Source organism: Nonomuraea sp. NPDC050556, from assembly GCF_044457355.1.
GTDB lineage: Bacteria > Actinomycetota > Actinomycetes > Streptosporangiales > Streptosporangiaceae > Nonomuraea.
The window spans coordinates 1,125,040-1,148,454 of record NZ_JBITGU010000002.1; the positions used below are offsets into that span (position 1 = coordinate 1,125,040).

20 protein-coding genes are annotated in these 23,415 nt (G+C 67.9%); 6 read left to right on the plus strand and 14 right to left on the minus strand.

All coding sequences use genetic code 11. The features are described from left to right. Positions 1 to 7 precede the first annotated feature (7 nt). The gene (locus ACIBG8_RS23325; RefSeq protein WP_397345012.1) at positions 8 to 4,114 is read right to left on the minus strand and encodes a BTAD domain-containing putative transcriptional regulator; all 4,107 of its coding nucleotides are present in this window, start codon (positions 4,112 to 4,114) and stop codon (positions 8 to 10) included. A 1,111-nt stretch (positions 4,115 to 5,225) separates the two neighbouring features. Here ACIBG8_RS23325 and ACIBG8_RS23330 point away from each other — a divergent pair. Further along, positions 5,226 to 6,863, plus strand: coding sequence for a hypothetical protein (locus tag ACIBG8_RS23330; protein ID WP_397345013.1), 1,638 nt, complete (start codon positions 5,226 to 5,228; stop codon positions 6,861 to 6,863). Between the two features lie 128 nt (positions 6,864 to 6,991). Beyond that, positions 6,992 to 8,275: a trypsin-like peptidase domain-containing protein gene (locus ACIBG8_RS23335; protein WP_397345014.1), complete on the plus strand. Its 1,284-nt coding sequence runs from the start codon at positions 6,992 to 6,994 to the stop codon at positions 8,273 to 8,275. Here ACIBG8_RS23335 and ACIBG8_RS23340 read toward each other — a convergent pair. Then, positions 8,272 to 8,907 carry a response regulator gene (locus ACIBG8_RS23340; protein WP_397345015.1) on the minus strand — a complete coding sequence of 212 codons (636 nt, stop codon included), beginning with the start codon at positions 8,905 to 8,907 and terminating at the stop codon, positions 8,272 to 8,274. The two genes, ACIBG8_RS23335 and ACIBG8_RS23340, sit on opposite strands and share 4 nt — an antisense overlap. Further along, positions 8,904 to 10,058 (minus strand): sensor histidine kinase, encoded by a 1,155-nt coding sequence (locus ACIBG8_RS23345; protein ID WP_397345016.1) that lies wholly within the window; start codon positions 10,056 to 10,058, stop codon positions 8,904 to 8,906. Before ACIBG8_RS23345 ends, ACIBG8_RS23340 begins: the two co-directional genes overlap by 4 nt. 144 nt (positions 10,059 to 10,202) lie before the next feature. On the opposite strand from ACIBG8_RS23345, the gene ACIBG8_RS23350 reads away from it, so the two are divergent. Both ACIBG8_RS23350 and ACIBG8_RS23355 read left to right on the plus strand, forming a co-directional pair. Then, a complete protein-coding gene (locus tag ACIBG8_RS23350) occupies positions 10,203 to 10,661 on the plus strand; it encodes an RICIN domain-containing protein (protein ID WP_397345017.1) in 459 nt (152 codons plus the stop codon). A gap of 40 nt (positions 10,662 to 10,701) precedes the next feature. Then, positions 10,702 to 11,493, plus strand: coding sequence for an NmrA family NAD(P)-binding protein (locus tag ACIBG8_RS23355; protein WP_397345018.1), 792 nt, complete (start codon positions 10,702 to 10,704; stop codon positions 11,491 to 11,493). Positions 11,494 to 11,545: 52 nt separating this feature from the next. On the opposite strand, the gene ACIBG8_RS23360 is transcribed toward ACIBG8_RS23355, so the two are convergent. After that, positions 11,546 to 12,709, minus strand: a complete 1,164-nt coding sequence (locus ACIBG8_RS23360; RefSeq protein ID WP_397345019.1) for an acyl-CoA dehydrogenase family protein — start codon at positions 12,707 to 12,709, stop codon at positions 11,546 to 11,548. 124 nt (positions 12,710 to 12,833) lie between these two features. Between ACIBG8_RS23360 and ACIBG8_RS23365 the strand changes: the two genes are divergently transcribed. Next, a complete protein-coding gene (locus tag ACIBG8_RS23365; protein ID WP_397345020.1) occupies positions 12,834 to 14,147 on the plus strand; it encodes a UDP-glucose dehydrogenase family protein in 1,314 nt (437 codons plus the stop codon). 86 nt (positions 14,148 to 14,233) lie between these two features. Here the strand turns inward: ACIBG8_RS23365 and ACIBG8_RS23370 are convergent, their stop codons facing one another. Genes ACIBG8_RS23370 through ACIBG8_RS23385 form a run of 4 tightly spaced genes read right to left on the minus strand, consistent with a single transcriptional unit; the run spans position 14,234 to position 17,675 of the window. Next, positions 14,234 to 15,130: a GNAT family N-acetyltransferase gene (locus ACIBG8_RS23370; protein WP_397345021.1), complete on the minus strand. Its 897-nt coding sequence runs from the start codon at positions 15,128 to 15,130 to the stop codon at positions 14,234 to 14,236. A 21-nt stretch (positions 15,131 to 15,151) separates the two neighbouring features. Further along, entirely contained in the window at positions 15,152 to 15,655 is a 504-nt protein-coding gene (gene purE, locus ACIBG8_RS23375) for a 5-(carboxyamino)imidazole ribonucleotide mutase (RefSeq protein ID WP_397345022.1), read from the minus strand. Continuing rightward, a complete protein-coding gene (locus tag ACIBG8_RS23380; RefSeq protein WP_397346166.1) occupies positions 15,652 to 16,749 on the minus strand; it encodes a 5-(carboxyamino)imidazole ribonucleotide synthase in 1,098 nt (365 codons plus the stop codon). The genes purE and ACIBG8_RS23380 overlap by 4 nt, the downstream gene beginning before the upstream one ends. Before the next feature lie 56 nt (positions 16,750 to 16,805). Continuing rightward, the gene (locus ACIBG8_RS23385; protein ID WP_397345023.1) at positions 16,806 to 17,675 is read right to left on the minus strand and encodes a hypothetical protein; all 870 of its coding nucleotides are present in this window, start codon (positions 17,673 to 17,675) and stop codon (positions 16,806 to 16,808) included. A gap of 200 nt (positions 17,676 to 17,875) precedes the next feature. Here ACIBG8_RS23385 and ACIBG8_RS23390 point away from each other — a divergent pair, with 200 nt between their 5' ends. Further along, positions 17,876 to 18,370: a GtrA family protein gene (locus ACIBG8_RS23390; protein ID WP_397345024.1), complete on the plus strand. Its 495-nt coding sequence runs from the start codon at positions 17,876 to 17,878 to the stop codon at positions 18,368 to 18,370. A gap of 146 nt (positions 18,371 to 18,516) precedes the next feature. Here ACIBG8_RS23390 and ACIBG8_RS23395 read toward each other — a convergent pair whose 3' ends face one another. From ACIBG8_RS23395 to ACIBG8_RS23420, 6 genes are all read right to left on the minus strand, one after another. Then, entirely contained in the window at positions 18,517 to 19,794 is a 1,278-nt protein-coding gene (locus ACIBG8_RS23395) for an ATP-binding protein (RefSeq protein ID WP_397345025.1), read from the minus strand. 3 nt (positions 19,795 to 19,797) lie between these two features. Next, positions 19,798 to 20,466 carry a response regulator transcription factor gene (locus ACIBG8_RS23400; RefSeq protein WP_043620820.1) on the minus strand — a complete coding sequence of 223 codons (669 nt, stop codon included), beginning with the start codon at positions 20,464 to 20,466 and terminating at the stop codon, positions 19,798 to 19,800. 489 nt (positions 20,467 to 20,955) lie between these two features. After that, a complete protein-coding gene (bfr, locus tag ACIBG8_RS23405; RefSeq protein ID WP_397345026.1) occupies positions 20,956 to 21,438 on the minus strand; it encodes a bacterioferritin in 483 nt (160 codons plus the stop codon). An 18-nt stretch (positions 21,439 to 21,456) separates the two neighbouring features. Next, positions 21,457 to 21,636 (minus strand): bacterioferritin-associated ferredoxin, encoded by a 180-nt coding sequence (locus ACIBG8_RS23410; protein ID WP_397345027.1) that lies wholly within the window; start codon positions 21,634 to 21,636, stop codon positions 21,457 to 21,459. Positions 21,637 to 21,748: 112 nt separating this feature from the next. Beyond that, on the minus strand, positions 21,749 to 22,327 hold the full coding sequence (locus ACIBG8_RS23415; protein ID WP_397345028.1) for an MBL fold metallo-hydrolase: 579 nt from the start codon (positions 22,325 to 22,327) through the stop codon (positions 21,749 to 21,751). Further along, positions 22,324 to 23,409 carry an S-(hydroxymethyl)mycothiol dehydrogenase gene (locus ACIBG8_RS23420; protein WP_397345029.1) on the minus strand — a complete coding sequence of 362 codons (1,086 nt, stop codon included), beginning with the start codon at positions 23,407 to 23,409 and terminating at the stop codon, positions 22,324 to 22,326. Before ACIBG8_RS23420 ends, ACIBG8_RS23415 begins: the two co-directional genes overlap by 4 nt. Positions 23,410 to 23,415: the final 6 nt, after the last annotated feature.

A 23,415-nucleotide genomic window follows, 5' to 3' on the forward strand; every position in this document is an offset into this window, starting at 1 on the left:
TCTGGTACTAGCTTCTCGGCGGGGCTGCGGCGGTCCCGTGGGAATCGGCGTGGGTTTCGAGCAAGTGACGGACTTCGGCGGCGTCCTCCAGCAGGTGGAACCGCTCGAAGATGGCGAGGGAGGCGTGGAGACTGCCATGGGCGGCGGTGTGGTCCGCGGTTGCCAGCTGGGTTTTGGCCAGCGCGACCAGAGCCATGGCCTGGCGTGGCTGGTCGGCGGTGTGGCGGGCGAGGTCAAGTGCGGTTCTGGCGTGGGCCAGGGCCAGGTCGGTGTTGCCGAGCGCGAGGTGCGGTTCGGCCAGCCGGTAGTTGATCGTCGTTCTGATGCCGGAGACGGTGTCCGCACCGCACAGGCGCTCCGCCTCGGTGAGCGCTGCGACCGCCTCCCTGAACAGGCCGGCGCGGCACTGCACCTTGGCCATGTCGCTGTGGAGCATCGCGGCTACCAGGTGGTCGACGTCGTGGCGGGCGGCGTAGGCGAGGGTGTGGAGGTAGAAGGTCAGGGCTTCCTCGGTGCCGCCGGTGGCGGCCAGCAGGACGCCGAGGTAGCTGCTGGCGCTGAGGACGTGGTTGGGGCTGCCGAGGCGTTCGGCAAGCTCGATCTTGCGCTCGGCGTGGACTCGGGCTTGGGCCCATTCGCGGCGGTTGACGAGGGCCGCGGTCAGCTCACCAAGCGCCAGACACACCACGTACTCGGGCACGTCACCATTTCCGTGCTCATGGACGGCATCTCCCCACCGACCGGGCCCTGCTTGCTCGGCGACGCCCGGCTCACTCGACGCCTGATCCCGCAGCGCGTCAACCCATCCCGCCGAGGTCTCCTCCGCCTGCGCCACCTCCCACGACACCGAGGCTCTCTCGTCCCGACCCTCCGGGATCTCTTCTCCCCCAGTCGCGCCCCACCCCCTCGGGATCCCCTCCCCTCGCCCAGTCGCATCGGGGGTCGTCTTGCCGGGGGTCACATCGTGGGCGCCGGAGTCCCCCTCGCCGGGAGTCGTTTCCTTCAGGGCTCTGCCGTTCTGGAGCGCGATGGGCCTGGCCGAGGTCGTTCTCCCCCGGGGCGCGCCTGATCCCTTTCGCGCCTCGATCCTGAGGGCTGCGTTCTGGGCGGGCGGAAGGGCGGCGAGGAGGTAGGGCTCGGCGTCCTTGTCCTGGCCTTCGTCGAGGAGGAGCGCGCCGAGGAGGTAGGAGGCTCTGGCCTGGTCGTAGGGGTCGTTCGCGGCGATGGCGAGGTTGAGGAGTCTTGTGGCGTGCGGGCGGAGGGTGGATACCGGGATGTAGCGATCGGCGGTGGTGTAGAGGAGCTCCACAAGGTCACCCAGTTGCTCCGGGGCGCAGTGGGTCAGGGCGGCGAAGATGGCTTCGCGTTCCTCTTCCATCCAGGTCCAACCGGCTTGCCTGGTCGGGGCGATGGTGGCGCCTGCCGTACGGACTGGATGTCTTTGTCCGTAGCAGCGGTAGATGGGGTCGTTCGGGGCGACGCTGGCCATCACGGTGCGCAGGGAGGCGATGTAGAAGTCGGCCAGGGCGCGGTTGACTGCCTCTTCGCTGGACCTGTCGGCGAATGTCGCGGGTGAGGGTGGGGCTGCGGGGGCTTGAGGCGTCGGCGCTGGAGGGGTGAGGCCGGGGGCTGGGAAGGCTTGGGGCAGGTGGGGCGTGGGTGCGGAAGGTGTTAGTCCGAAGAACGCGGGCGCGAAGGGCCCAGGTGCGGAGGACGCGGGCGCGAAGGGCCCAGGTGCGGAGGACGTGGGTGCGATGGACTTCGGCACGGAGGGCTTAGGCAGGGAGGGCATCGGTGCGAAGGGCGTCGGTGCGAAGGGTTGGCGGGCGTAGAGCTTGAGGAGGTCGTGGTAGCGGTAGCGCCTGGGGGCTGGGGACTGGAGGAGGGCCACGTCGACGAGGCTTTCGAGCAGGTCTTCCGCGGCGTCTTCCGGGAGGTCCAGGACGGCGGCGCAGGCGGCTAGCGGGAGTTCCACCGCGTCAGGAATGGCCAAGAGGCGGAAGGCTCGGGCCTGCTCCGGGGTGGCTTCTGCGTACGAGAGGGCGAAGCAGGCCTCGACGGCGAGGTCGCCGGAGCGGAGTTCGGCGAGTCTGCGGCGTTCGTCGGCCAGGCGGGTGGCCATGGAGGCGAGGGTCCAGGAGGGGCGGGCGACCAGGCGGGTGGCGGCGATCCTGATCGCCAGCGGGAGGCCGCCGCATGCGGCCACCAGGGACCTTGCTTCCTGCTGCTCGGCGGCTACGCGGGAGGTGCCGAGGATGGAGGTCAGCAGATGCATGGCTTCCGTTGGGGGCAGGGCGTCCAGGGCGATGTGGGTCGCTGACGAGAGGGAGACGAGCATGCGGCGGGAGGTGATCAGGGTGGCGCAGGTGGAGGTTCCGGGGAGGAGCGGGCGCACCTGGTCGGCGTCGCGGGCGTTGTCGAGGATGAGCAGCATGCGCTTGTCTGCGATCAGCGAGCGGAACAGGTCGCCGCGCTCGGTCTCGCTGTCGGGGACGGACCCGAGGGGGACGCCGAGGGCGGTCAGAAAGCGGGTTAGCGCGTCGACGGGGGTGGGCGCAGAGGGCGACTCGGCGCGCGTAAGGGCGTGCGAGGAGGGCGACTCGGCGTACGTAGGGACGTGCGAGGAAGGCGACTCGACACTCGGTGGGGTGTGCGAGGAGGGCGACTCGGCGTACGTAGGGACGTGCGAGGAAGGCGACTCGACACTCGGTGGGGTGTGCGAGGAGGGCGACTCGACGAGCGTAGCTGCAGGGTCGGAGGGCGTAGGGGCGTGCGGGGGTGTGTGAGTCGACAGGGAAGCGAAGGTCTGCGACGGGGTGACGGTTGGTGGAGTGGTTGGAGAAACCGTCGCGGGGTGGGAAGCCTGGATGGGCGAAAGGCCGAAGGCTGGGGTCTCTTGGGCGTACGCGGAGAGTGGCTGGGTGCGCGCGGAAGCGGGTGGGGGTGTGTGGGCAGGGGCGAGAGAAGTAGTGGCGAGAGTGGGTGGAGCGGTTAGGGCGGGGGTGGTGGGAGTGGGTGCCGCTGGGGTGACACAGATGGGTGCCGTTGGGGTGAGAAGGGTGGGTGCCGCTGGGGTGCCAGGGGTGGGTTTGGTCGGGGTGGGGGTGGGTGCCGTTGAGGTGACGGGGGTGGGTGCCGTCGGGGTGGGGGTGCCGCGGAGGTCTATGTAGAGCTGGCCGTCGGGGAAGAGGTGGCGGGCCTGGTGGGCGGCGTGTACGGCCAGGGCTGTCTTGCCTACGCCGCCCATACCGCTCACGGCCACCACCGTCGGGGAGGCGTCTCGGCCCGTCTGTTGCAGGGTCTTCAGTAGGTCTGCCAGCACGTCCTCTCGTCCGGCGAAGCCGGCCACCGAGGCGGGGAGCTGGCGTGGGCGGGCGAAGGAGGAGGGGAGGTCGAGGCTGCCTTCGGTGGCCAGGATCATGGCGTGGAGGTCGGTCAGTTCGCGGCCTGGGTCTACGCCGAGTTCCTCGGCCAGACTTCGGCGGACCGAGTCGTAGACGGCTAGCGCTTCGCCCTGGCGTCCCGCGCGGTAGAGGGCCAGCATGCGGATGGCGTGCAGGCGTTCTCTGAAGGGGTACGAACCGGCGGTGCCCTGGAGTTCGGCTGCGACCATGTGGTGGTCGCCGAGTTCGAGGGAGATGGCCAGGCGCGACTCCCACGCGGCCAGCCGTCGTTCTTCGAGGGCGGCGCGTTGCCGGGCGGCGTACGGGCCTGGCACGTCGGCCAGTGCGTCGCCGCGCCAGAGTCCTTCTCCCTCGCGGTACAACGCCAGTGCGTCGGCTGGGGGTGAGGTGGCGGCTCTGGCGATGAGCTCTGCCAGGCGGTGTACGTCTACGTGGTTCTGGGGCAGGTCGAGCCGGTAGCCGCCGGTTACCGAGACGAGGACACCTGGGCCGAGGACGGCGCGGAGCCGGGTCACGTAGGTGGAGACGGTGGTGTGGGCGCTGCGTGGCGGCTGGTCGCCGAAGACGCCGTCGACCAGGTCGGCGATGGCGACGAACTCGCCCGCGCGCATGGCGAGCATGGCCAGTACGGCTCGCTGTTGTGGGGTGCCGGGGGGCGGGGTGCGGTCGTCGTCGCGCAGGCGGACCTGGCCGAGCAGGTCGATCAGCATTACCGCGTCCCTCGCACCCGGCACTCGGCGGGGTCGACAGCCTGCAGTCCTCGCGCCCGGCACATAGCGGGGTCGACAGCCTGGGGTCCTCGTGCCGGGCACATAGCGGGGTCGACGACCTGGGGTCCTCGCGCTCGGCTGACCGTGCTGCTCGCCGTCCGAGCCTGGCGGGCTGAATGCGGTGACTGGCGCTCAAGGGCGTGTGACAGGGCTGCGATCTGGCAGGCCGCGTTGGGAATCTGGCGCTCAAGGAAGTGCGGAAGACGTGGGGCGCGGCAGGTCGCGTTGCGAGTCCGGTGCTCAAGGGCGTGCGGCAGGCGCGAGGTTCGTGGTCCTCTGGTTGCTCGCACTCGGTTGTCGAGCGGCAACCGGGACACCCGCTCGCCGCGCTGCCCATGAGCGACATGCGGACCATGGCCTAGGTGCAGGTCAGCCTCCAAAGCCCAGGAAATGGGGCAAAACAGATGTTGAGCTCGGCGCCAAGCCCGGGGCGTGGAGCAAGGCGGGACGCCACGCCAACCGGTGGACACGGAGCAAAGCGGGTCGCGGCGTCCGACGCTGGGCGGGGAGCCAAGCGGGCTAAACCAAGTGGCAGGTGCGTGGTGCGGCGGGACCTGTAGGGCGGCGCGCGGGGAGCGCGAGCCGCCAGTGGCGCAAGAGATATCGATCATGCGCGTCACCCTGCCCACCCCGTGTTGACGGATCGTCGACGTCGCATAACCACTCGATATTTGACGCCACGTCGAAACCACGTCGATCCCACGTCAAAAGCGCCCTGCTGTAATCCCCTCGACTTTCCATCCGACGAGGGAGCTCCTATACGCACGGAAGCGTCAATAAAGGGATAGCAACGGCACGCCTCTGAACCATTGTCAGAGGCGTGCCATTGCGCATTTCCAAAACAAATCCCCAGACGCACGAGAAGCTAATTCGGTGCCGTGATCTGCGTCACATCAAAAATCGCGACACCTGTAACTACCTGCGCAAACATCACAGCAGACCAAAAACAGCCTCTTGCTGTCAGAAAAATGCTGTGTAAGTTCATGGCCATTCCGTTTCTGACGCATGGGACGCAAATGGCGTTCCACGACAGACCCCAGGGAGTATCGAAGTGAAGCGCATCCTCATCCCGGCCGGCGGCATCATCATGGCCACCGGTCTTCTGGCCGCTGGACTGACCGGCACCGCGAATGCGGCTGGCGACATCGATTCCGATGTGCTCGCCAAGGACGCGGCAGCCGTACAGCGAGTCCTTGAGTTCTGGACCAAGTCCGACTACAAGGCACTCAAGGACGCAGACGCCTACTACTACGACCACAAGGCCAGCACCACCGGCCTGTTCCAGGGCGGCGGCTACAACCCGGACGGCAAGCCGGGCATCGTGGCGCCGATCGGCGAAGAGAAGAAGGTCGCCGCCAAGTCGCAGAACGTCAACCTGCCGAAGACCATCGGCAAGGTCTTCTTCCTGGACGCCAAGGGCGACCCGCGCTGGTGCTCGGCCACGTCGATCCAGTCGAAGTACCGCAACCTGGTCTCCACGGCCGGCCACTGCGTCTACGACGAGGCCGGCAACGACGACGTGCTCGACTACTGGGTCTTCGTCCCGATGTACTACCAGGGCAAGGCTCCGGCCGGCATCTACGTCGGTAAGACCGCTTTCACCCACTACGACTACTCCACCTACGAGGACAGCGACCGCGACTACGCGTTCGTGACGGTCTACAACGGCCTGAAGTTCGTCGATGGCAAGGTCGTGCAGGTCAACGCGGACGAGTACGACAAGTTCGTCGGTGAGAAGTGGGTCGAAGAGAAGGCCATCACCGAGCAGGAGTACAAGGACGGTGTCTCCAAGTACGGCCACAACGGCCCGTACAAGGAGAAGGTCAGCGACCCCAACATCGAGACCGTCGCCCCGCCCAAGGCCACCTTCACCGATGAGGAGATCACCGGTAAGGGCGGTTACGCCGAGGGCAAGGACGGCTACAAGGTCTTCGGCGTCGAGGTCACCAAGGCCGAGTACGACCGCGCCGCCGCCGGCACCACCGCGTGGAAGAACGGCGAGAAGTGCAAGCCGGAGTTCTGCAAGAACGACGGCCAGCGCGTCGCCATCTCCAAGGAGGAGTCCGACCGCCTGATGGCCGAGAAGGCCAAGGGCAACTTCCTCGGCTACCTCGAGGTCGAGAAGGACGCCAACGGCAAGGAAATCGCCTGGTTCAAGACCCAGTACTGGGTCGTGAAGTGGACCAAGGGCACCGTCAAGGTCTCCTGGTACCTGGAGAAGTACTTCGTCCGTGACGGCGGGCTCGTCGACGTCGGCGCGCTCGGCAACAACGTCGGCGGTCAGGGCTTCGCCTACAACCAGCCGACCGGCAAGTACGTGCGCGTGTTCGGCTACCCGTACGAGCCGCACCCCGACGGCAACAAGCCCTACACCGGTGTCACGCCGAAGTGGTGCTACGGCAAGACCGGCGCCAAGGCCGTCAAGGTGCCCGCGTACAAGGTCGAGGAGCAGATCGCGCTCAAGTGCGCCATGACCGGTGGCGCCAACGGCGGACCTTGGCTGCTCAAGTACAGCAACGCCAAGCGCCTCGGTTACGTCAACGGTGTCACGAGCATCTTCCTTGACACCGACGGCAACAAGCGCCTCGACGCGATCACCTCGCCGTACTTCGACGGCGAGACGGCGAGCGTCTACAACGCGGCCGCCAACTCGTGGTCGGGCAACATCCTGCCCGTCGTGAAGAAGTAGCACGCGCGTGGGGAGGGGCCTGACCAGGCCTCTCCCCACTTGCAAGATTCTTCGGAAAGCAGCATGCAACCGCCGATTCAGTCAGCGATCGCACACTCCACTCATACGACAACGATGAGGTGGAAGCGATGCACAGATCACGGCGACGCGTGCTGGCAGCGGCGGCCCTGGCCGCTGCCGCACTCACCGTTTCACAGGCGCCCGCGATGGCCAGTACGCCCAAGGATGTGGCGACCGGCACCAGACTCGCGGCCAGGACGAACCCGGCAGTCCAGCTGATCCAGCAGTTGTACGGTGCCAAAGTCGTCGTGCCGAAGCCCAAGGTCAACAAGGCCTTCAAGGCGCTGATGCTCAAGGCGCAGCAGAACGCCAAGGCGGGGCGCATTCCGGCTGACCACCAGAGCCAGCTCAAGTGGGCGCTCGGCCAGGCCGTACTCGACGCCGACCGCTACCTCGACCCGGCGGCCGGCCAGAAGCGCACCAAGGCCGAGGTCACCAACACCTTGTGCACCGGCTGGTGGATGACGCCCAACGGCTACATGGTGACCGGCGCGCACTGCGTCGAGATGGCCAAGCCGATGATCAGGACGAGCCTCGGCCAGAAGGTGCTGCCCAAGCTCAACGAGGCGGACGCGCTGGCGATGCTCGCGCAGTACGGCAGGAACGCCGAGCCGACGCCCGAGATCGGCCAGCTCGCGATGAAGTTGTTCGGCGCCTTCAACACCAAGCACATGCAGCTCGTCGGGCTCAAGCACGGGATGTTCGTCATCAGCGTCAAGAACACCGCCACCCCGCTGACGCTGGTGGCCAAGGGCGCCGCGTGGCCGGGTGAGGACTTCGCGCTGCTCAAGATGAAGGGCGCCAAGAACCTGCCGACCGTGTCGCTCGGCCTGGACACCGACGTGCGGGTGGGCGACTCGCTCTACATCAACGGCTTCCCCGGGCCGATCACCTTCGACGAGAACCTCGACCTGCGCTCGCGGTTGTACCCGACGCTGACCGAGGGCGCGTACAACGCCAAGCGGCTCAGCGTGAAGGGCGTGCCGTACATCCAGTCACAGGCGCCGTCGTATCACGGCAACTCGGGCGGGCCGGTGTTCAGCAAGGACGGCAAGGTCATCGGCATCCTGATCGCGGGCACGGTGGATCAGGACGGCACGCAGCCGGAAAACCACAGTTTCATCCTTCCGGTGAGCATCGTGCAGAAGCACCTCGCCAAGGCCGGGGTCAAGCCGGTGGAGTCGGCGACGACGCGGGTGTACAACTCGGCGCTGGACGACTTCTTCGCCGGTCGTTACCGCGCGGCGCTGCCGAAGTTCCGCCAGGTCAAGGCGCTCTACCCGCAGCACCCTTACGTCGGCGCGTTCATCACCGACACCCAGAAGGCGATCGCGGCGGGCAAGTCGCGCTAGCGGGCAGGACGGACCAGGCCGGAGTCGTAGGCGTGGACTACGGCCTGGGCTCGGCTGGAGAGGCCGAGCTTGGCGAGCAGGTGGTTGAGGTGGGTCTTCACCGTAGCCTCGGCCACCGACAGTTCCGCGGCGATCTCCCTGTTGGACAAACCCCGCCCGACCAGGCGCAATACGTCGGTCTCGCGGCTGGTGAGGTCGCCGACGTCCGCTACGGGCGGAAGGGTGAACGCCTCGACCAGGCGGCGGGTCGCGGACGGGGCCAGCAGGATGTCACCGGACGCCACCGTACGGATGGCGGCGAGCAGCCGCTCGGGCGGCGTGTCCTTCAGCAGGAACCCGGACGCTCCCAGACGTAACGCCCGGTAGACGTACTCGTCGACGTCGAAGGTCGTCAGGATCAGCACCTTGGACGCGCCGCGGGCCAGGATGCGTTCCGTGGCCGTGATCCCATCCATTCCGGGCATCCTGACGTCCATGAGGATCACGTCCGGCGCGAACTGTTCGGCCAGCCGTACCGCCTCGGAGCCGTCGGCGGCCTCGCCGACCACGTCGAGGTCGGGGGCGGTACGCACCAGAGCGGCCAGCCCGGCCCGGATCAGGACCTGGTCGTCGACCACCAGCACCGTGATCACTCAGCCACCTCCCGAGGGAAGGTCACGACCACCTCGAAGCCGCCCTGCGGCCGCCGCCCGGTGGTGATCGTTCCGCGGAAGAGTCTGACGCGTTCCGCCATCCCCATCAACCCGTGCCCGCCAGGCTGCGGTACGGCGGTGCCGTCGTCGGTCACCCGGATGACGAGTTCGGCCGTGCCGTACAGCAGCGAGATGTCGGCTTTCGCATGACCCGCGTGTTTGAGGACGTTGGTGAGCGCCTCCTGGACGATGCGGTAGGCGCACAGGTCCAGCCCGGGCGACAGACGGTACGGCACGCCTTCGACGGAGACGCCGATCGTCAGCCCGGCCATACGCATGCGTTCGGCGAGCGCGTCGAGGGAGCCGAGGCCGACCGCGGCCGAGTAGAGGTCCTCGTCCTCGTCGTCGGGGTTGATCCGGAGCACCGACAACAATCGCCGCATCTCGGTCAGCGCCTCGCTGCTGGTGTCGGCGATGATCTGCAACGTCTTGTGCGCGGTCAGGGAGTCGGTGAGCACGACGTACCGCCCCAGTCCCGCCTGGACGGAGATGACGGACATGTGGTGAGCGACGATGTCGTGCAACTCCCGGGCGATGCGCACCCGTTCCTGGATGATCGCGCGTTGTGCCCGTTCTTCCTGCTCCTCGTGGAGCTGCGCGGCCAGCTCGGCCAGCTGCGCCGTACGCTCGCCAAGGAGCCGTACGCTCGCGCCCGTGCCGATCGCACACGCGGACACCATCACCGCCGCCCCGGCCGCCGACCACAGCGCGATGCCCGGAATGAGGTCGGACGCGTGCGTCCACTCCCCCACGACCAGCACCGCACCGACCGCCACCTGCGCCGCGCCCCGATGCGCGGCCACCGTGTAGAGCGCGAGCAGCGGCGCCATGTTGTTCAGCCCGTAGTGATATCCGAGGGCGTGGAAGGCGAACGCGGCAGCGCACGAGGCCACAAGTACGGCGAGTGGCGCCCTTCTGCGTAAAGCGAAAGGCAGGTTCACCGCGGCGGTCAGCAGGAGGGCGCGCGCGTCGACCGGATATGAGCCGCGGTCGGGCTCCTGGACCAGCCACAGCAGGCTGCCGACGCACAACACCACGGCCGACGCGCTGTCGACCAGGTAGGGGTTGAGCCCGAACAACCACCGCCGCATCAGCGCATGTTAGGGCGAACCGCCTGGAATCGCTTGCAACTGGGGGTGGAGATCCGGATCGACCCCTCGGTTGACGACACCCTTCGGGTGCCCTTCTTAGGGTTCGACTCGTTCGCCTACTTCGCCTAGTTCGAGGAGAAGATCATGCTCCATCTGATCACCGCGGTCACGATGGCCGTGAGCTCGCTCACCATGCCGTCGTCGGCCCGCATCGTGTACCTCGTCAACGCGGAGACCCAGATGTGCCTGGCCATCGGGAAGGGCGAGGCGCGGCGCGGCAAGAACGCCATCCAGTGGCCGTGCATCGGCACTCCGGCGCAGCGGTGGCTGAGGGAAGGTCCGCTGCTGGTCAACGAGGCGACCGGCATGTGCCTCGCGGTCGGCAGCGGGGAGGTGCGCAAGGGCAAGCGGCTCATCCAGTGGCCCTGCAACGGCTACGACGACCAGAAGTGGGACAGCGAAGGACAGAACCCGACACGCTTCAAGAACTACGCGACGGGGATGTGCATGGCGATCGGCAGCGGAGCGAGGGTGAAGGGCAAGGCCGCGATCCAGTGGCCCTGCAACAACGGCAAGGAACAGTTCTGGGACCAGCAGTCGTGACGCGTTTCCTTTTGGAACATTGATGTTCCATAATGGATTTATGACGATTCTCATCACCGGCGCGACCGGAAACGTCGGCAGGCATGTGGTCGCGCGGCTGGCCGAAGGCGGCCACGCCGTCCGCACCCTCGCCCGCAGGGGCGCCGACGTCACGGGCGACCTGCTCCAGCCGGAGACGCTCGCCGGCGTTTTCGACGGGGTCGAGCGGATGATGCTCTTCCCGATCCCGTACACGGCTCGGGAGGTCGTCGGGCGTGCCGTACAGGCTGGGGTTCGTCACATCGTGGTGCTCTCCTCCTCGGGGGTGGCGGACGGCGAAGGCCTCGGATACGACTTCCACCGTCCTGTCGAGCAGGCCGTCGAGGAGTCCGGCGCCTCCTGGACCCATGTCCGTGCCGGCGAGTTCATGACCAACCGGCTGGACTTCTGGCCCGACAGCATCCGGCGCGACTCCCTCGTCCGCGACGTCGGCGGCGACCAGGCGACCGCGCCCGTCCACCCGGCCGACGTTGCGGACATCATCGCGGCGGCACTGACGGAGGACGGGCGCACCAAGCGCATCCACGTGGTCCACGGCCCGGAGGCACTGACGAAACGGGAGCAGGTACGCATCATCGCCGAGGCTATTGGGCGATCTGTGAACTATGTCGAGCTGGCCCGCGCCGAGGCACGCGCGATCTGGGCAGCCCAGGGCATGCCGGAGGAGGTGGCCGACTACATGCTCACGCCGTGGGAGGGGTCGCCCGAGACGATGTCGCCGGAGATCAAGCAGATCCTCGGCCACGGGGGGCGGACGTTCGCGCAGTGGGCCGCACAGGAGGACTGGTCCTGAGCAGAACCCGATCCAACCACAGGGGCAGGATCGGGTTCGCGCAGGTCAAGGGCTACTTGAGGAGCTGCCTGGCCATCACCATGCGCTGGATCTGGTTGGTGCCCTCGTAGATTTGGGTGATCTTGGCGTCGCGCATCATGCGTTCCACCGGGAAGTCCTGCGTGTAGCCGTATCCACCCAGCAGCTGCACCGCGTCCGTGGTGATCTCCATGGCCGCGTCCGAGGCGGCGCACTTCGCGGCACTAGAGAGGAAGGTGAGGTCCTTCTGGGGCTGACCGTGCATGGCCAGTTCCGACTTCGCCGCCGCATGGTAAGTCAGCTGCCGCGCCGCCTCCAGCTTCATCGCCATGTCGGCGATCATGAACTGCACGCCCTGGAAGTCGCCGATCGCCTTGCCGAACTGCTTGCGTTCCTTTACATAACCGATCGCGTAGTCCAGCGCCCCCTGGGCGATACCCAACGCCTGGGCGGCGATGGTGATGCGGGTGTGGTCCAGCGTCGCCAGGGCGGTCTTGAAGCCGGTTCCCGGGTCGCCGATCATGCGGGAGGCCGGGATGCGGACGTTCTCCATGATGACCTGCCGGGTCGGGCTGCCCTTGATGCCTAGCTTGCGTTCCTTGGGGCCGAAGGAGACGCCCTCGTCGGCTTTTTCTACGACGAAGGCGGAGATGCCGCGTGCGCCTTCACCCGGTGACGTCACGGCCATGACGGTGTAGTACTCGGACACGCCGGCGTTGGTGATCCACATTTTGGTGCCGTTGAGCACATAGTGGTCGCCGTCGAGGACGGCGCGGGTCTTCATGGCGGCCGCGTCCGAGCCAGCCTCGGCTTCCGACAGGGCGTAGGAGAACATGGCCTCACCACGCGCCACCGGGGCCAGGTACTGGGCCTTCAACTCGGACGACGCCGACAACAGCAGGGGTACGGTGCCCAGCTTGTTGACGGCGGGGATCAACGAGGAGGACGCGCAGGCGCGCGCCACCTCCTCGATCACGATCACCGTGGCGAGCGCGTCGGCTCCGGCGCCGCCGTACTCCTCAGGAATGTGAACGGCGTGCAGGTCGGCGGAGACGAGAGCCTTGTAGGAGTCCTCAGGGAACTCCCCCTTCTCGTCAGCCTCGGCGGCGCGCGGGGCGATCTTCTCGTCGGCGATGGCGCGGACCGTCTCGCGGAGCATGTCGTGCTCCTCGGCTGGCGCGTAGAGAGGGAAGCTCATACAGAGATAGTAGGACGTCCATGCATCTTGTTACCAGCCGGTACGGTTTGCAGGAGTTTGCAGGTGGCACAGAGGCGGTAGCGAGGGCCGGTAGCATGCCTGGGCGATCGAAAGGAGCTCACTCGTGCCATATCGCCTGACGGTGATCGGGACCGGATACCTAGGGATCACCCACGCGGCATGCATGGCTGACCTCGGATACGACGTTCTCGGGCTGGACATCGACGCAGACAAGATCAACCGTCTGCGCGACGGCGAGCTGCCGATCCACGAGCCGGGCCTCGAACCCGTCCTGCGCCGCGGGCTGGAATCGGGACGCCTGCGCTTCACGACCTCCTACGAGGAGGCGGCCGCCTTCGGCGACGTGCACTTCCTGTGCCTGGGCACCCCGCAGAAGGCGGGCGAGTTCGCCGCAGACGTGTCGTATCTGGACTCCGCCGTCGAATCGCTGGCCCCCCACCTGACGCGCGAATGCCTCATCGTGGGCAAGTCGACCGTGCCGGTCGGCACCGCCTCTCGCCTCGCCGACAAGCTTGCCAGACTCGCCCCCGTCGGCGACGAGGCTGAGCTGGCCTGGAACCCCGAGTTCCTTCGCGAGGGCTTCGCCGTACAGGACACGATGAACCCCGATCGCATCGTCGTCGGCGTGCGCTCCGAGCAGGCGGAGAAGATCCTCAGGGAGATCTACCAGCCGCTGGGCGACATCCCGATGGTCGTGACCGACTTCGCGACGTCCGAGCTGGTCAAGACGGCTGCCAACGCCTTCCTCGCCACCAAGATCTCGTTCATCAACGCGATGGCCGAGGTCTGCGAGGCGGCGCACGCGGACGTGAACCAGCTGTCCAAGGCGCTGTCGTACGACGACCGCATCGGCGGCAAGTTCCTCAACGCCGGGCTCGGGTTCGGCGGCGGCTGCCTGCCCAAGGACATCCGCGCGTTCATGGCGCGCGCGGGCGAGCTGGGCGCCGACCAGGCGCTGACGTTCCTGCGTGAGGTCGACGCGATCAACCTGCGGCGGCGGGCGCGCATGGTGGACCTGGCGCGCGAGCTGGCCGGCGGGTCGTTCCACGGGTGCACGGTGGGCGTGCTGGGCGCGGCGTTCAAGCCGAACTCCGATGACATCCGCGACTCGCCCGCCTTGGATGTGGCGGTGCAGATCGGGCAGCAGGGCGGGCTCGTGTCGGTGTATGACCCGATCGCGCTGGACAACGCGCGCAAGGCGCACCCGGAGCTGAACTACGCGACGTCGGCGATCGAGGCGGCGCGCGGCGCGCACGTGGTGTTGCTGCTGACGGAGTGGCAGGAGTTCGTCGACCTGGACCCGGAGGAGCTGGGCTCGGTCGTCGCCACCCGCAAGATCGTCGACGGCCGTAATGCCCTCGACGTCCCCGCCTGGCGCGCGGCGGGCTGGCACTACAAGGCGCTGGGAAGACCATAAGGTACGGCAGAGCCGTGGAACGGCCACCCGCCGACGTGGGCGGGCGGCCTCTCCCATTGGCACTCGCCGTAGACGGTTGCCCGCCGTTACATCGGGGCGAGATGCCTTCCCCACTGCGTGTAAACCGGGCGATACCCCTGCCGAGCCCAGAACGGCGACGACAGGGGATTCGGGATCGAATGGTGCAGCAGGGTAAGCGCCACACCCGCCGCATCCAGGTGCTTGTGCGCCGTAGCGGCCAGTGCCGCGCCGACGCCCCTGCCCCTGATGGACGGATCCGCGTACATCACGCCCAGATAGGCCACCGGTGCCGCGTTGACCAGGGGTGAGATCCATCGCGTCTGGGCGGGCGGCTCGACGGTCAGGATGCCGACCACCTCGCCGGACAGCTCCGCGACCCAGCACCAGCTGTCGCGGTACCCCAGCAGCTCGGCCAGATGCTCGCGCGTCCTGACCGGCGTGTTGGGACGCGCCGTGAGCCAGGTGAACTGCCCGTCGTAGGCGATCAACCCCTGGTAGAGCTCGTTCATGGCATCGAGGTCGGACGGCTTGGCCCGCCTGATGCGGCAGCCGCCAGGATCGTGCGGCGGGATCGGCGTGCCCGCCCTGCGCGCGGCGATCGCGACGACCGGGGTGTAGGCGTGCCGGATCAACGCACCCACCGCGGCGGTGTCGCGGCTCGGCCAGGTCACCGAGAGCGCCTTGTCCTTGCCGCGCTCGGTGACCGTCTCCTCCCAGCGATCGAGCAACGCACCCAGCGCCCCTGCGGGATCGTCGCCACACACGCGGGCGCGCAGCGTGTGGGTGACGAGCGGCCCCCAGGTCGCGGCGAGCGAATCGGGGGCGTTGCGGGTCACCGAGGCCAGCCCGACGCTGCGCCAGGCCTCCACCAGCCGCTCGTTGCCGTTGGGCTCGGGCAGCCAGCTCTGCCCGGCGACCAGCGGATCGGCGGCGGCCACCCGCGTCCCATGCTCCTCAACCACCGCATTAAGGTCCATAGGCACCTATTCTGCGAGTTTGGCCGCCTCCGCGCGCAGCTTCTCGCCCTTGGCGTACGCCTGCTCCTTCAGCTCCTCCTGGAACCGCTCCATGAGCGCGCGCAGCTCGGGGTCGGACGCGGCCAGGATGCGTACGGCCAGCAGCCCCGCGTTGCGCGCGCCGCCGATCGCGACCGTCGCCACCGGCACGCCGGCCGGCATCTGGACGATCGACATCAGCGAGTCCATGCCGTCGAGGTATTTCAGCGGCACCGGGACGCCGATGACCGGCAGCGGCGTGACCGAGGCGAGCATGCCGGGAAGGTGCGCGGCGCCGCCGGCCCCCGCGATGATCACTTTGAGCCCGCGCGAGGCGGCCTGCCTGCCGTACTCGATCATCTCGGTCGGCATGCGGTGCGCGGACACCACGTCGGCCTCGAACTCCACGCCGAACTCCGCCAGCGCCTCGGCCGCCAGCCGCATCACCGGCCAGTCGGAGTCGCTCCCCATCACGATGCCTACGTCAGTCATGTGTACTCCCCCGTGGTCAGGTAGACGGCCGCGTGCTTGGCGCGGGCGCGGACGGTGTCGAGGTCGGCGCCGGTCGCGGTCACGTGGCCGATCTTGCGGCCAGGCCGTACGTCCTTGCCGTAGAAGTGCACCTTGACGCCGGGATCGTGCGCCATCACGTGCTCGTAGCGCTTGAAGATGTCGGGGTCGTCACCGCCGAGCAGGTTGGCCATCACGACGTAGGGAGCGGTCATCGCGGGCGAGCCCAGCGGCAGGTCGAGCACCGCGCGCAGGTGCTGCTCGAACTGCGAGGTGGTCGCGCCCTCGATCGTCCAGTGGCCGCTGTTGTGCGGGCGCATGGCCAGCTCGTTGACGACCAGCCCGTCGGCGGTCTCGAACATCTCCACCGCCAGCAGCCCGGTCACCCCGAGATCCTCGGCGATCTTCAGCGCGATGCGCTGTGCCTGAGCGGCATCCTCAGGGTCGAGCCCCGGCGCGGGCGCGAGCACCTCGACGCAGATGCCGTCCTCCTGAACCGTTTCCACGACCGGGTAGCTGACGCCCTGCCCGTGCGGCGAGCGGGCGACCAGCACGGCCAGCTCGCGCTGGAACGGCACGAACGCCTCGGCCAGCAGCTCGCCGCCGGGGAACTCCTCCGGCGTACGGACCACCCACACCCCGCGCCCGTCGTAACCGCCGCGGATCGCCTTGAGCACCACCGGCCAGCCGTGTTCCTCGGCGAACGCCGACACCTCGTCGGCCGACGACACGACCCGCCACGCCGGGCAAGGCGCGCCGATCGCGGTGAGCCGCTCGCGCATGACCGCTTTGTCCTGGGCGTGCACCAGGGCGTCGGCCCCGGGGTGTACGGCGACGCCGTCGGCTGCCAGCGCCCAGATGTGCTCGGTCGGGACGTGCTCGTGGTCGAAGGTCACCGCATCGCAACCCCGGGCGAACTCCCGCAGGTCGGCCAGGTCGCGATAGTCGCCTATCCGCGTGTCGACGATCACCCGCGCGGCGCTCTCGTCAGGGGAGTTGGCCAGCACGCGCAGCTCGACGCCCAGCGCGATGGCCGGTTGCTGCGTCATCCTGGCCAGCTGGCCTGCGCCGACCATGCCGACGACGGGCCCGATGGGGCTTGGGGAAGAGTGACCGCTCACGGCGAGTGAGCCTACCGAATCCCTCCGACGATATCGGCGAGCGCCCTACGCAGGCCGACGGTCTGGAGCTTGTTCCCCGCGCTGACCTTCGTCGCGAGGATGACGAGCTCGGTCACCGTGACGGTCGTCGTGCCGTCCTGTACGCCGAAGGACTTGAGCACGGCCTTCGGGTAGAGCGAGCTCTTCTGCGTGGAGGTGATGCGCAACGCGTGGAAGACGAGCATCGACCCGTCCGCCATGGCCAGGGCGTGCACGGGGTCGCCGAGCAGCTCCACGTCGGCCTTGGCCTTGCGCGTGGTGAGCTCGCGCATGAGCTTGGCGACCGGGTCGTTCGCCGGGAACGTGACGCCCGCGACCCCTGCCGGGTCGGTGAGGAAGGTCAGGTGCCGCTGGGGCACCAACCTGGCCCGTACGGCTGCAGCCGGTGCGGGCGACGCCGTCCCCTCGGTCGGGGGCGCCGCGCCGACCAGCGGGATGGGACCCGCGGCGAGCCGCCAGCGGCCGCCGTCCTGGGCGAACACGTAATAGGCCTTGTCCGCCAGGGCAGCGAACCAGCCGCCCTCCGAGGGCAGCAGGAGCTCCGGGTCGCCGGTGGGGGCTGGGCGGCCGTTCCGGGTCGCCTCGCAGGCACGACCGCCCAGCGCGTGCTCCGCCCCTGCCGTGAGCTCGCCGACGGTCGCGCAGTCCTGCTTCTTCCAGGCCTGGTCGAGCTGGGTGAGCAGGTCGAACGCCTGCTGCGCTGTCGCGGGGTCGACGGGGTGGGCGGATGCGGGTGAGGCCGGTTCTTCTTCGGGCAACGCGGAACCGCCACTGGCCGTGCCACCACAGCCGGCCGCCATGATGGACAGGCCGACTAACAGAGCGAACAGTCGACGCGGCAAGGGTTGACCCCCGGGGTCATGGCCGACACTGCGCGTCAGCGTAGTGGTCGTCTATCGGATTTGCCGCTCATAAGACGATATTTCGTAGCAGCATCTTTGTCCTAGGCTTCGCACAGAGCTCGGGCTGCGCCCGGTAGCCTAGGTGGGTATGGCCTGATCGTGGCCATGCTGTGGACCCTGGAAAGGACCGTGCAGGAGACGTGCAGTTCCTTAGACGCGCCTACCAGCAGTTCGCCCATCTGGTTCACGAGCTGGCGAAGTTCGGCACCATCGGGGCTTTTGCCTTTGTGATCGACTTCGGGTTTCTCAACCTGTTCAAGGGCGCTGTTGGTCTGGGGCCGCTGACGTCCAAGGTGTTCGCCACGATCATCTCGGCGACGTTCGCCTATCTGGGCAACCGTTACTGGACGTTCCGGGATCGCGAGCAGAGCGGGCTGGGGCGGGAGTACTTCCTGTTCTTCCTGCTGAACGGCATCGGGCTGCTGATCGGGCTGCTGGTCATCGGGTTCACGACGTACACGCTGGGGTTGCACGACCTGGTCAGCTACAACATCGCGAACGTGATCGGCGTGGGGCTGGGCACGTTGTTCCGCTACTGGTCGTACAAGCGGTGGGTCTTCCTCGCGGCCACGGAACCCATCCCCCGCGAACTCCCCGACCAGGAAATCAACGCCTCCTCCCGCCCCCACCAGTAACAACCCGGCGAACCTCCGACGAGAGTAAAACCCTCAAAGAGGGGAACCGCTCGGGGCAAGACCCCCTCACGAGGCAAGACCCCCTCACGGGGTGAACTGCCAGCCTGGAGGGAGGGGGCTCCTGGGGGTACGGCTGGGCTTACGGGTTAGGCGGGGCCGCTTACTACGCGGTTTCTGCCGTTGTCATCAGCTGGGCGTAGGAACAGGGCGAAAGCCGCCGGGCGCCGCCGTACCAGCTCAAGTCTTCCACCGTCCGCAGCGGCCAGGGCGCGGGCCAGCGTCAGGCCCAGACCTGTGCCGCCACCACCGCTGACGTTGCGCTCGAAGACCTTCGGCGCGATGTCGTCGGCGATGCCGGGCCCCTGGTCCTCGACCTCTATGACGATGTAGTTGTCACTACTGCTGGTGGTGACGGTCACCGGCCCGCCGCCGTGCTGCAGTGAGTTCTCCAGCAACGACGCGATCACCTGGCCGAAGCCGCCGGTCGTGGCCAGCGCCTTGAGTCCGCGCGTGCCGTCCCGGACGATCGTCCTGCCATGACTGCGGAAGACAGGCTCCCACTCGGTGATCTGCTGGATGAGGATCTCGTCCACCGACATCGGCTCGGCCTGCGCGTGCCGCTGACGACGAGCGGCGGCGAGCAGTTCGTCGATCACCGCGGTCAGCCGCTCCGCCTGCACGATCGCCGCCTCGCCCTCCTCGCGGACGATGGCGGGCTGGTCGGAGGCCGCGACGATCTCCTCCAGCCGCATCGTGAGCCCGGTGAGGGGGGTACGCAACTGGTGCGAGGCGTCGGTGGCGAACTCGCGTTCGCGGGTCAGCAGGTCGGAGATGCGGGTCGCGCTGCGGTCGAGCACCTCTGCCACGCGGTCGAGCTCGGGGATGCCGTACCGGTGCTTGGACGGCCTGGCGTCACCGGAGCCGAGCCGTTCAGCGATCTTGGCGAGATCCTGGAGGGGCAGGGTCAGCCGCCGGGACTGGACGAGCGCGAGCCCCACAGCCACCGAGAGAGCCGCGACGGCCAGGGCCACAATGAGTAGCAGGCGGGCGCGAACGTCCTGCTCAACCTGGTCCTTGTCACGGCTCACCCGGACATAGATGCCGCTGTCCGACGTAGCCGGCTCGGTCATCGAATGGCCCGACGGCGGAGGGGTGCCGACGATCGTGGCCTTGGGTGGGGTGCCGTTCTCGTAGATCTGGATGTACCTGTCGGGGTACTTCTGCTCCAGCTGCTGCGGGTCGAGCGGCACCTCCTGGATGCGGGAGTATTCCACCTCCTGAACCAGGCGGCTTGCCTCCCCTTGCAGCTCCTGGGCCGCCTCGTCGACGATCAGGCGGCTGACCACGATGCCCAGAGGCACCCCGAGCAGCAACACCGCGATGACCGCGACGACCAGGGTGGAGGAGAGTAGGCGGCGGCGCACTGCCTACTCTCGCTCGAACCGGAAGCCGACTCCCCGGACCGTAGTGATGTAGCGCGGCTTGGCGGCGTCGTCACCGAGCTTGCGGCGCAGCCACGAGATGTGCATGTCGAGGGTCTTGGTCGAACCCCACCAGTTGGTGTCCCACACCTCGCGCATGATCTGCTCGCGGGTGACGACCTTGCCGGCGTCGCGCACGAGCACGCGCAGCAGGTCGAACTCCTTGGTGGTCAGGTGCAGCTCCTTCTCGCCCATCCAGGCGCGGCGGGAGTCGGCGTCGATGCGCACGCCCTGGACGACGGGCGTCTCCGACGTACCCCTCCTGAGCAGTGCGCGCACGCGGGCGAGCAGTTCAGCGAGGCGGAACGGCTTGGTGACGTAGTCGTCGGCGCCGGCGTCGAGGCCGACGACGGTGTCGACCTCGTCGACGCGGGCGGTCAGGATCAGCACCGGGGTGCCGTGGCCTTCGGCCCTGATGCGACGGGCGACCTCGAGGCCGTCCATCTCAGGTAGGCCCAGGTCGAGAACGATGAGGTCGATGCCACCCGACAGAGCCCGTTCGAGGGCCTGCGGGCCGTCGGGGCTCACCTCAACCTGGTAGCCCTCGCGGCGCAGGGCGCGCGCGAGTGGCTCGGAAATCGAGGTGTCATCCTCGGCGAGAAGTACGCAGGTCATGGAGCGATCGTAGGACCTTAGGCGATCGTTTCCCGGGTGCAGCGCGCAGTTTGACTCGTCGTTGACCTATCCATTGACCTGGGCAAACGCTGATAAATGTCGGTTAGTCGGGGTTAAATAACCGCCCTGCCCGGCCAACACGGGGAAACTCTTTCGAGAGTAAATCCGACACCGCCGCGAGAAAGTCATCCTGCAGGCGTGTCGCCTGACCATCGCTTCCTGAGGGGTTTGCCCAGACACCAACCCATCGATGCCGACGGGTGGCCGTCGGGACCCCGGTCGCCCCCTTAGAGGGCCCCATGTACGGACGGGCACTGCCAGAGGTGGCCGGCCCGAGCGGGGCCAAGGGCGGGTGGGCGGGCGGAGGGTGGGCGGGTCACGGTGTGCGGAAGGAAGTAGGAGGCGAATGTGGAAGGGAGGTGCGTGGGGGTGGGATGCGCGACGCCCGCCGCGACACGGAGTCGGGCGGGCGTCCAAAGCTGAAAAACGCTAGTCCGCCGAAGGTGGCTCGGCGTAGCGGGCGAGGTAGAGCTGCTCCCCCAAGCTCTCGATCAACGAGAGCTCCGTCTCCAGGTAGTCGATGTGGTGCTCCTCGTCCTCCAGGATGTCCTCGAAGAGCCGCGCCGACGTCGTGTCGCCCTTCTCCCGCATCAGCTGGATGCCCGGCTTGAGCCGCTGCACCACGCTCAGCTCGACCTCCAGGTCGGCCTTGAGCTGCTCCTCCACCGTCTGCCCGATGTGCAGCGTGCCAAGCCGCTGGTAGTTGGGCAGCCCCTCCAGGAAAAGGATCCGGTCGGTCAGCTTCTCGGCGTGCCGCATCTCGTCGATCGACTCGTCGCGAGTGTGCTTGGCCAGCCTCGTGTAGCCCCAGTTCTCCTGCATCTTGGCGTGGAGGAAGTACTGGTTGATCGCGGTGAGCTCCGCGGTCAACTGCTCGTTGAGCAGCTCGATGATCTGCTTGTCGCCCTGCATATGGACGGGCCCCTCGTGCTATGCGGTCGGAATCAGGTCCTCAGACCGCTTCAGGATCGCACAGATCTTCCGCACGCAAGAGGCACAGTCGCCACCGGCACCGGTGGTGTCGCGGATCTGCCGCGCGCTCTTGGCGCCCGCCGCGATGCAGTCGTGGACCTCGTTCTCGGTCACAGCACGACAGACACACACGTACATCCGGGGGAAGCCTCTCGCGCAGAAGTAGGTTAGGCACACCTAAGATAACCCACTTTGGTAAGGCTTGCCTATGTTAGATAGGCCACAAGAAGCTTCCCCGCATAAAACCAGGTCAGAAGGCCTCCGCGCCAATGGTGGTGGAGTCTCCGTGTCCGGTGTGCACCACCGTCTCCGGCGGCAGGACGAGCAACCGCCCCTTGATGGACTCGACGATCGTGTCGTAGGAGGAGTACGAGCGCCCGGTCGCGCCGGGCCCGCCCTTGAAGAGCGTGTCCCCGGTGAACACCACGCCGAGGTCGGGCGCGTAGAGGCACACCGCGCCGGGCGAATGTCCCGGCGTGTGTAGAACCTCCAGAGTGATCCCGCCGACCTCGATCTTCTCGCCGTCGCTCAACGGCTCGTACGGCACGGCGTCGCCGTACTGCTGCTCCCAGAGAACCTGGTCGGCAGGGTGCAGCCGGATCGGCGCGTCCAGCGAGGAGGCGGCGTTGATGTGATCGTTGTGCGCGTGCGTGCACACCACGGCCTTGATCGTGCGCCCGTGCACGCGGTCGAGGATCGCCGAGGCGGAGTGCGCCGCGTCGATGACGACGACCTCGCGCGCGTCGCCGACGATCCAGACGTTGTTGTCGACCTCCCAGGTGCCGCCGTCGAGGGAGAAGGTGCCGGAAGTAACGACGCGATCGATCACAGGAGCACCACCGAACGCAGCACCTCGCCGCGGTGCATCTTGGCGAAGGCCTCCTCGACCTGGTCGAGCGCGATCGTCTCTGACACGAACTTGTCCAGCGGCAGCCGGTTCTGCAGGAACAGGTCGATGAGCATGGGGAAGTCGCGCGACGGCAGGCAGTCGCCGTACCAGGAGGACTTCAGCGACCCGCCGCGCCCGAACACGTCCAGCAGCGGCAGCTCCAGCTGCATCTCCGGCGTCGGCACGCCGACCAGCACCACGGTCCCGGCCAGGTCACGGGCGTAGAAGGCCTGCTTGTAGGTCTCGGGACGGCCGACCGCCTCGATCACGACATCTGCCCCGTTGCCGCCTGTCAGGCCACGAATGGCCTCGACAGCATCTTCTTCGCGAGAATTCACGACGTGGGTGGCGCCAAACTCCTGGGCCCAGGAGAGCTTCCGCGCGTCCACGTCGACGGCGATGATCCGAGAGGCCCCGGCGAGCGAGGCGCCCAGGATCGCCGCGTTGCCGACCCCGCCGCACCCGATGACCGCGACGGTGTCCCCCCGCGTCACCCCGCCGGTGTTGATCGCCGCGCCCAGCCCGGCCATCACGCCGCACCCGAGCAGCCCGGCCACCTGCGCCGGCGCCTCAGCCGAGACCTTCGTGCACTGCCCGGCCGCGACCAGCGTCTTCTCGATGAACGCGCCGATCCCCAGCGCGGGAGACAGCTCGGTGCCGTCCTTGAGCGTCATCTTCTGCTTGGCGTTGTGCGTGGCGAAGCAGTACTGCGGCCGCCCGCGCAGGCAGGAGCGGCACTGCCCGCACACCGCCCGCCAGTTGAGGATCACGTAGTCGCCGGGCTCCAGCCCGGTCACCCCGGACCCCACCGCCTCGACCACCCCGGCCGCCTCGTGGCCCAGCAGGAAGGGGAAGTCGTCGTTGATCCCGCCCTCCCGATAGTGGAGGTCGGTGTGGCAGACCCCGCAGGCCTGCACGTTCACCACCGCCTCGCCGGGACCCGGGTCGGGCACGAGCACGGTCTCGACGGACACTTCCTGGCCCTTACCGCGGGCGATGACACCTTGGACTTCGTACGGCATGCAGGT

Excerpts from the sequence above, each read along its gene's own strand:
- ACIBG8_RS23420 (WP_397345029.1), bottom strand. The coding sequence starts at position 23,409 with ATGCCGTACGAAGTCCAAGGTGTCATCGCCCGCGGTAAGGGCCAGGAA.
- ACIBG8_RS23360 (WP_397345019.1), bottom strand. The coding sequence starts at position 12,709 with ATGAGCTTCCCTCTCTACGCGCCAGCCGAGGAGCACGACATGCTCCGC.
- ACIBG8_RS23325 (WP_397345012.1), bottom strand. The coding sequence starts at position 4,114 with ATGCTGATCGACCTGCTCGGCCAGGTCCGCCTGCGCGACGACGACCGC.
- ACIBG8_RS23400 (WP_043620820.1), bottom strand. The coding sequence starts at position 20,466 with ATGACCTGCGTACTTCTCGCCGAGGATGACACCTCGATTTCCGAGCCA.
- ACIBG8_RS23335 (WP_397345014.1), top strand. The coding sequence starts at position 6,992 with ATGCACAGATCACGGCGACGCGTGCTGGCAGCGGCGGCCCTGGCCGCT.
- ACIBG8_RS23350 (WP_397345017.1), top strand. The coding sequence starts at position 10,203 with ATGCTCCATCTGATCACCGCGGTCACGATGGCCGTGAGCTCGCTCACC.
- bfr (WP_397345026.1), bottom strand. The coding sequence starts at position 21,438 with ATGCAGGGCGACAAGCAGATCATCGAGCTGCTCAACGAGCAGTTGACC.
- ACIBG8_RS23410 (WP_397345027.1), bottom strand. The coding sequence starts at position 21,636 with ATGTACGTGTGTGTCTGTCGTGCTGTGACCGAGAACGAGGTCCACGAC.
- ACIBG8_RS23355 (WP_397345018.1), top strand. The coding sequence starts at position 10,702 with ATGACGATTCTCATCACCGGCGCGACCGGAAACGTCGGCAGGCATGTG.
- ACIBG8_RS23380 (WP_397346166.1), bottom strand. The coding sequence starts at position 16,749 with ATGGTCGGCGCAGGCCAGCTGGCCAGGATGACGCAGCAACCGGCCATC.
- purE (WP_397345022.1), bottom strand. The coding sequence starts at position 15,655 with ATGACTGACGTAGGCATCGTGATGGGGAGCGACTCCGACTGGCCGGTG.
- ACIBG8_RS23345 (WP_397345016.1), bottom strand. The coding sequence starts at position 10,058 with ATGCGGCGGTGGTTGTTCGGGCTCAACCCCTACCTGGTCGACAGCGCG.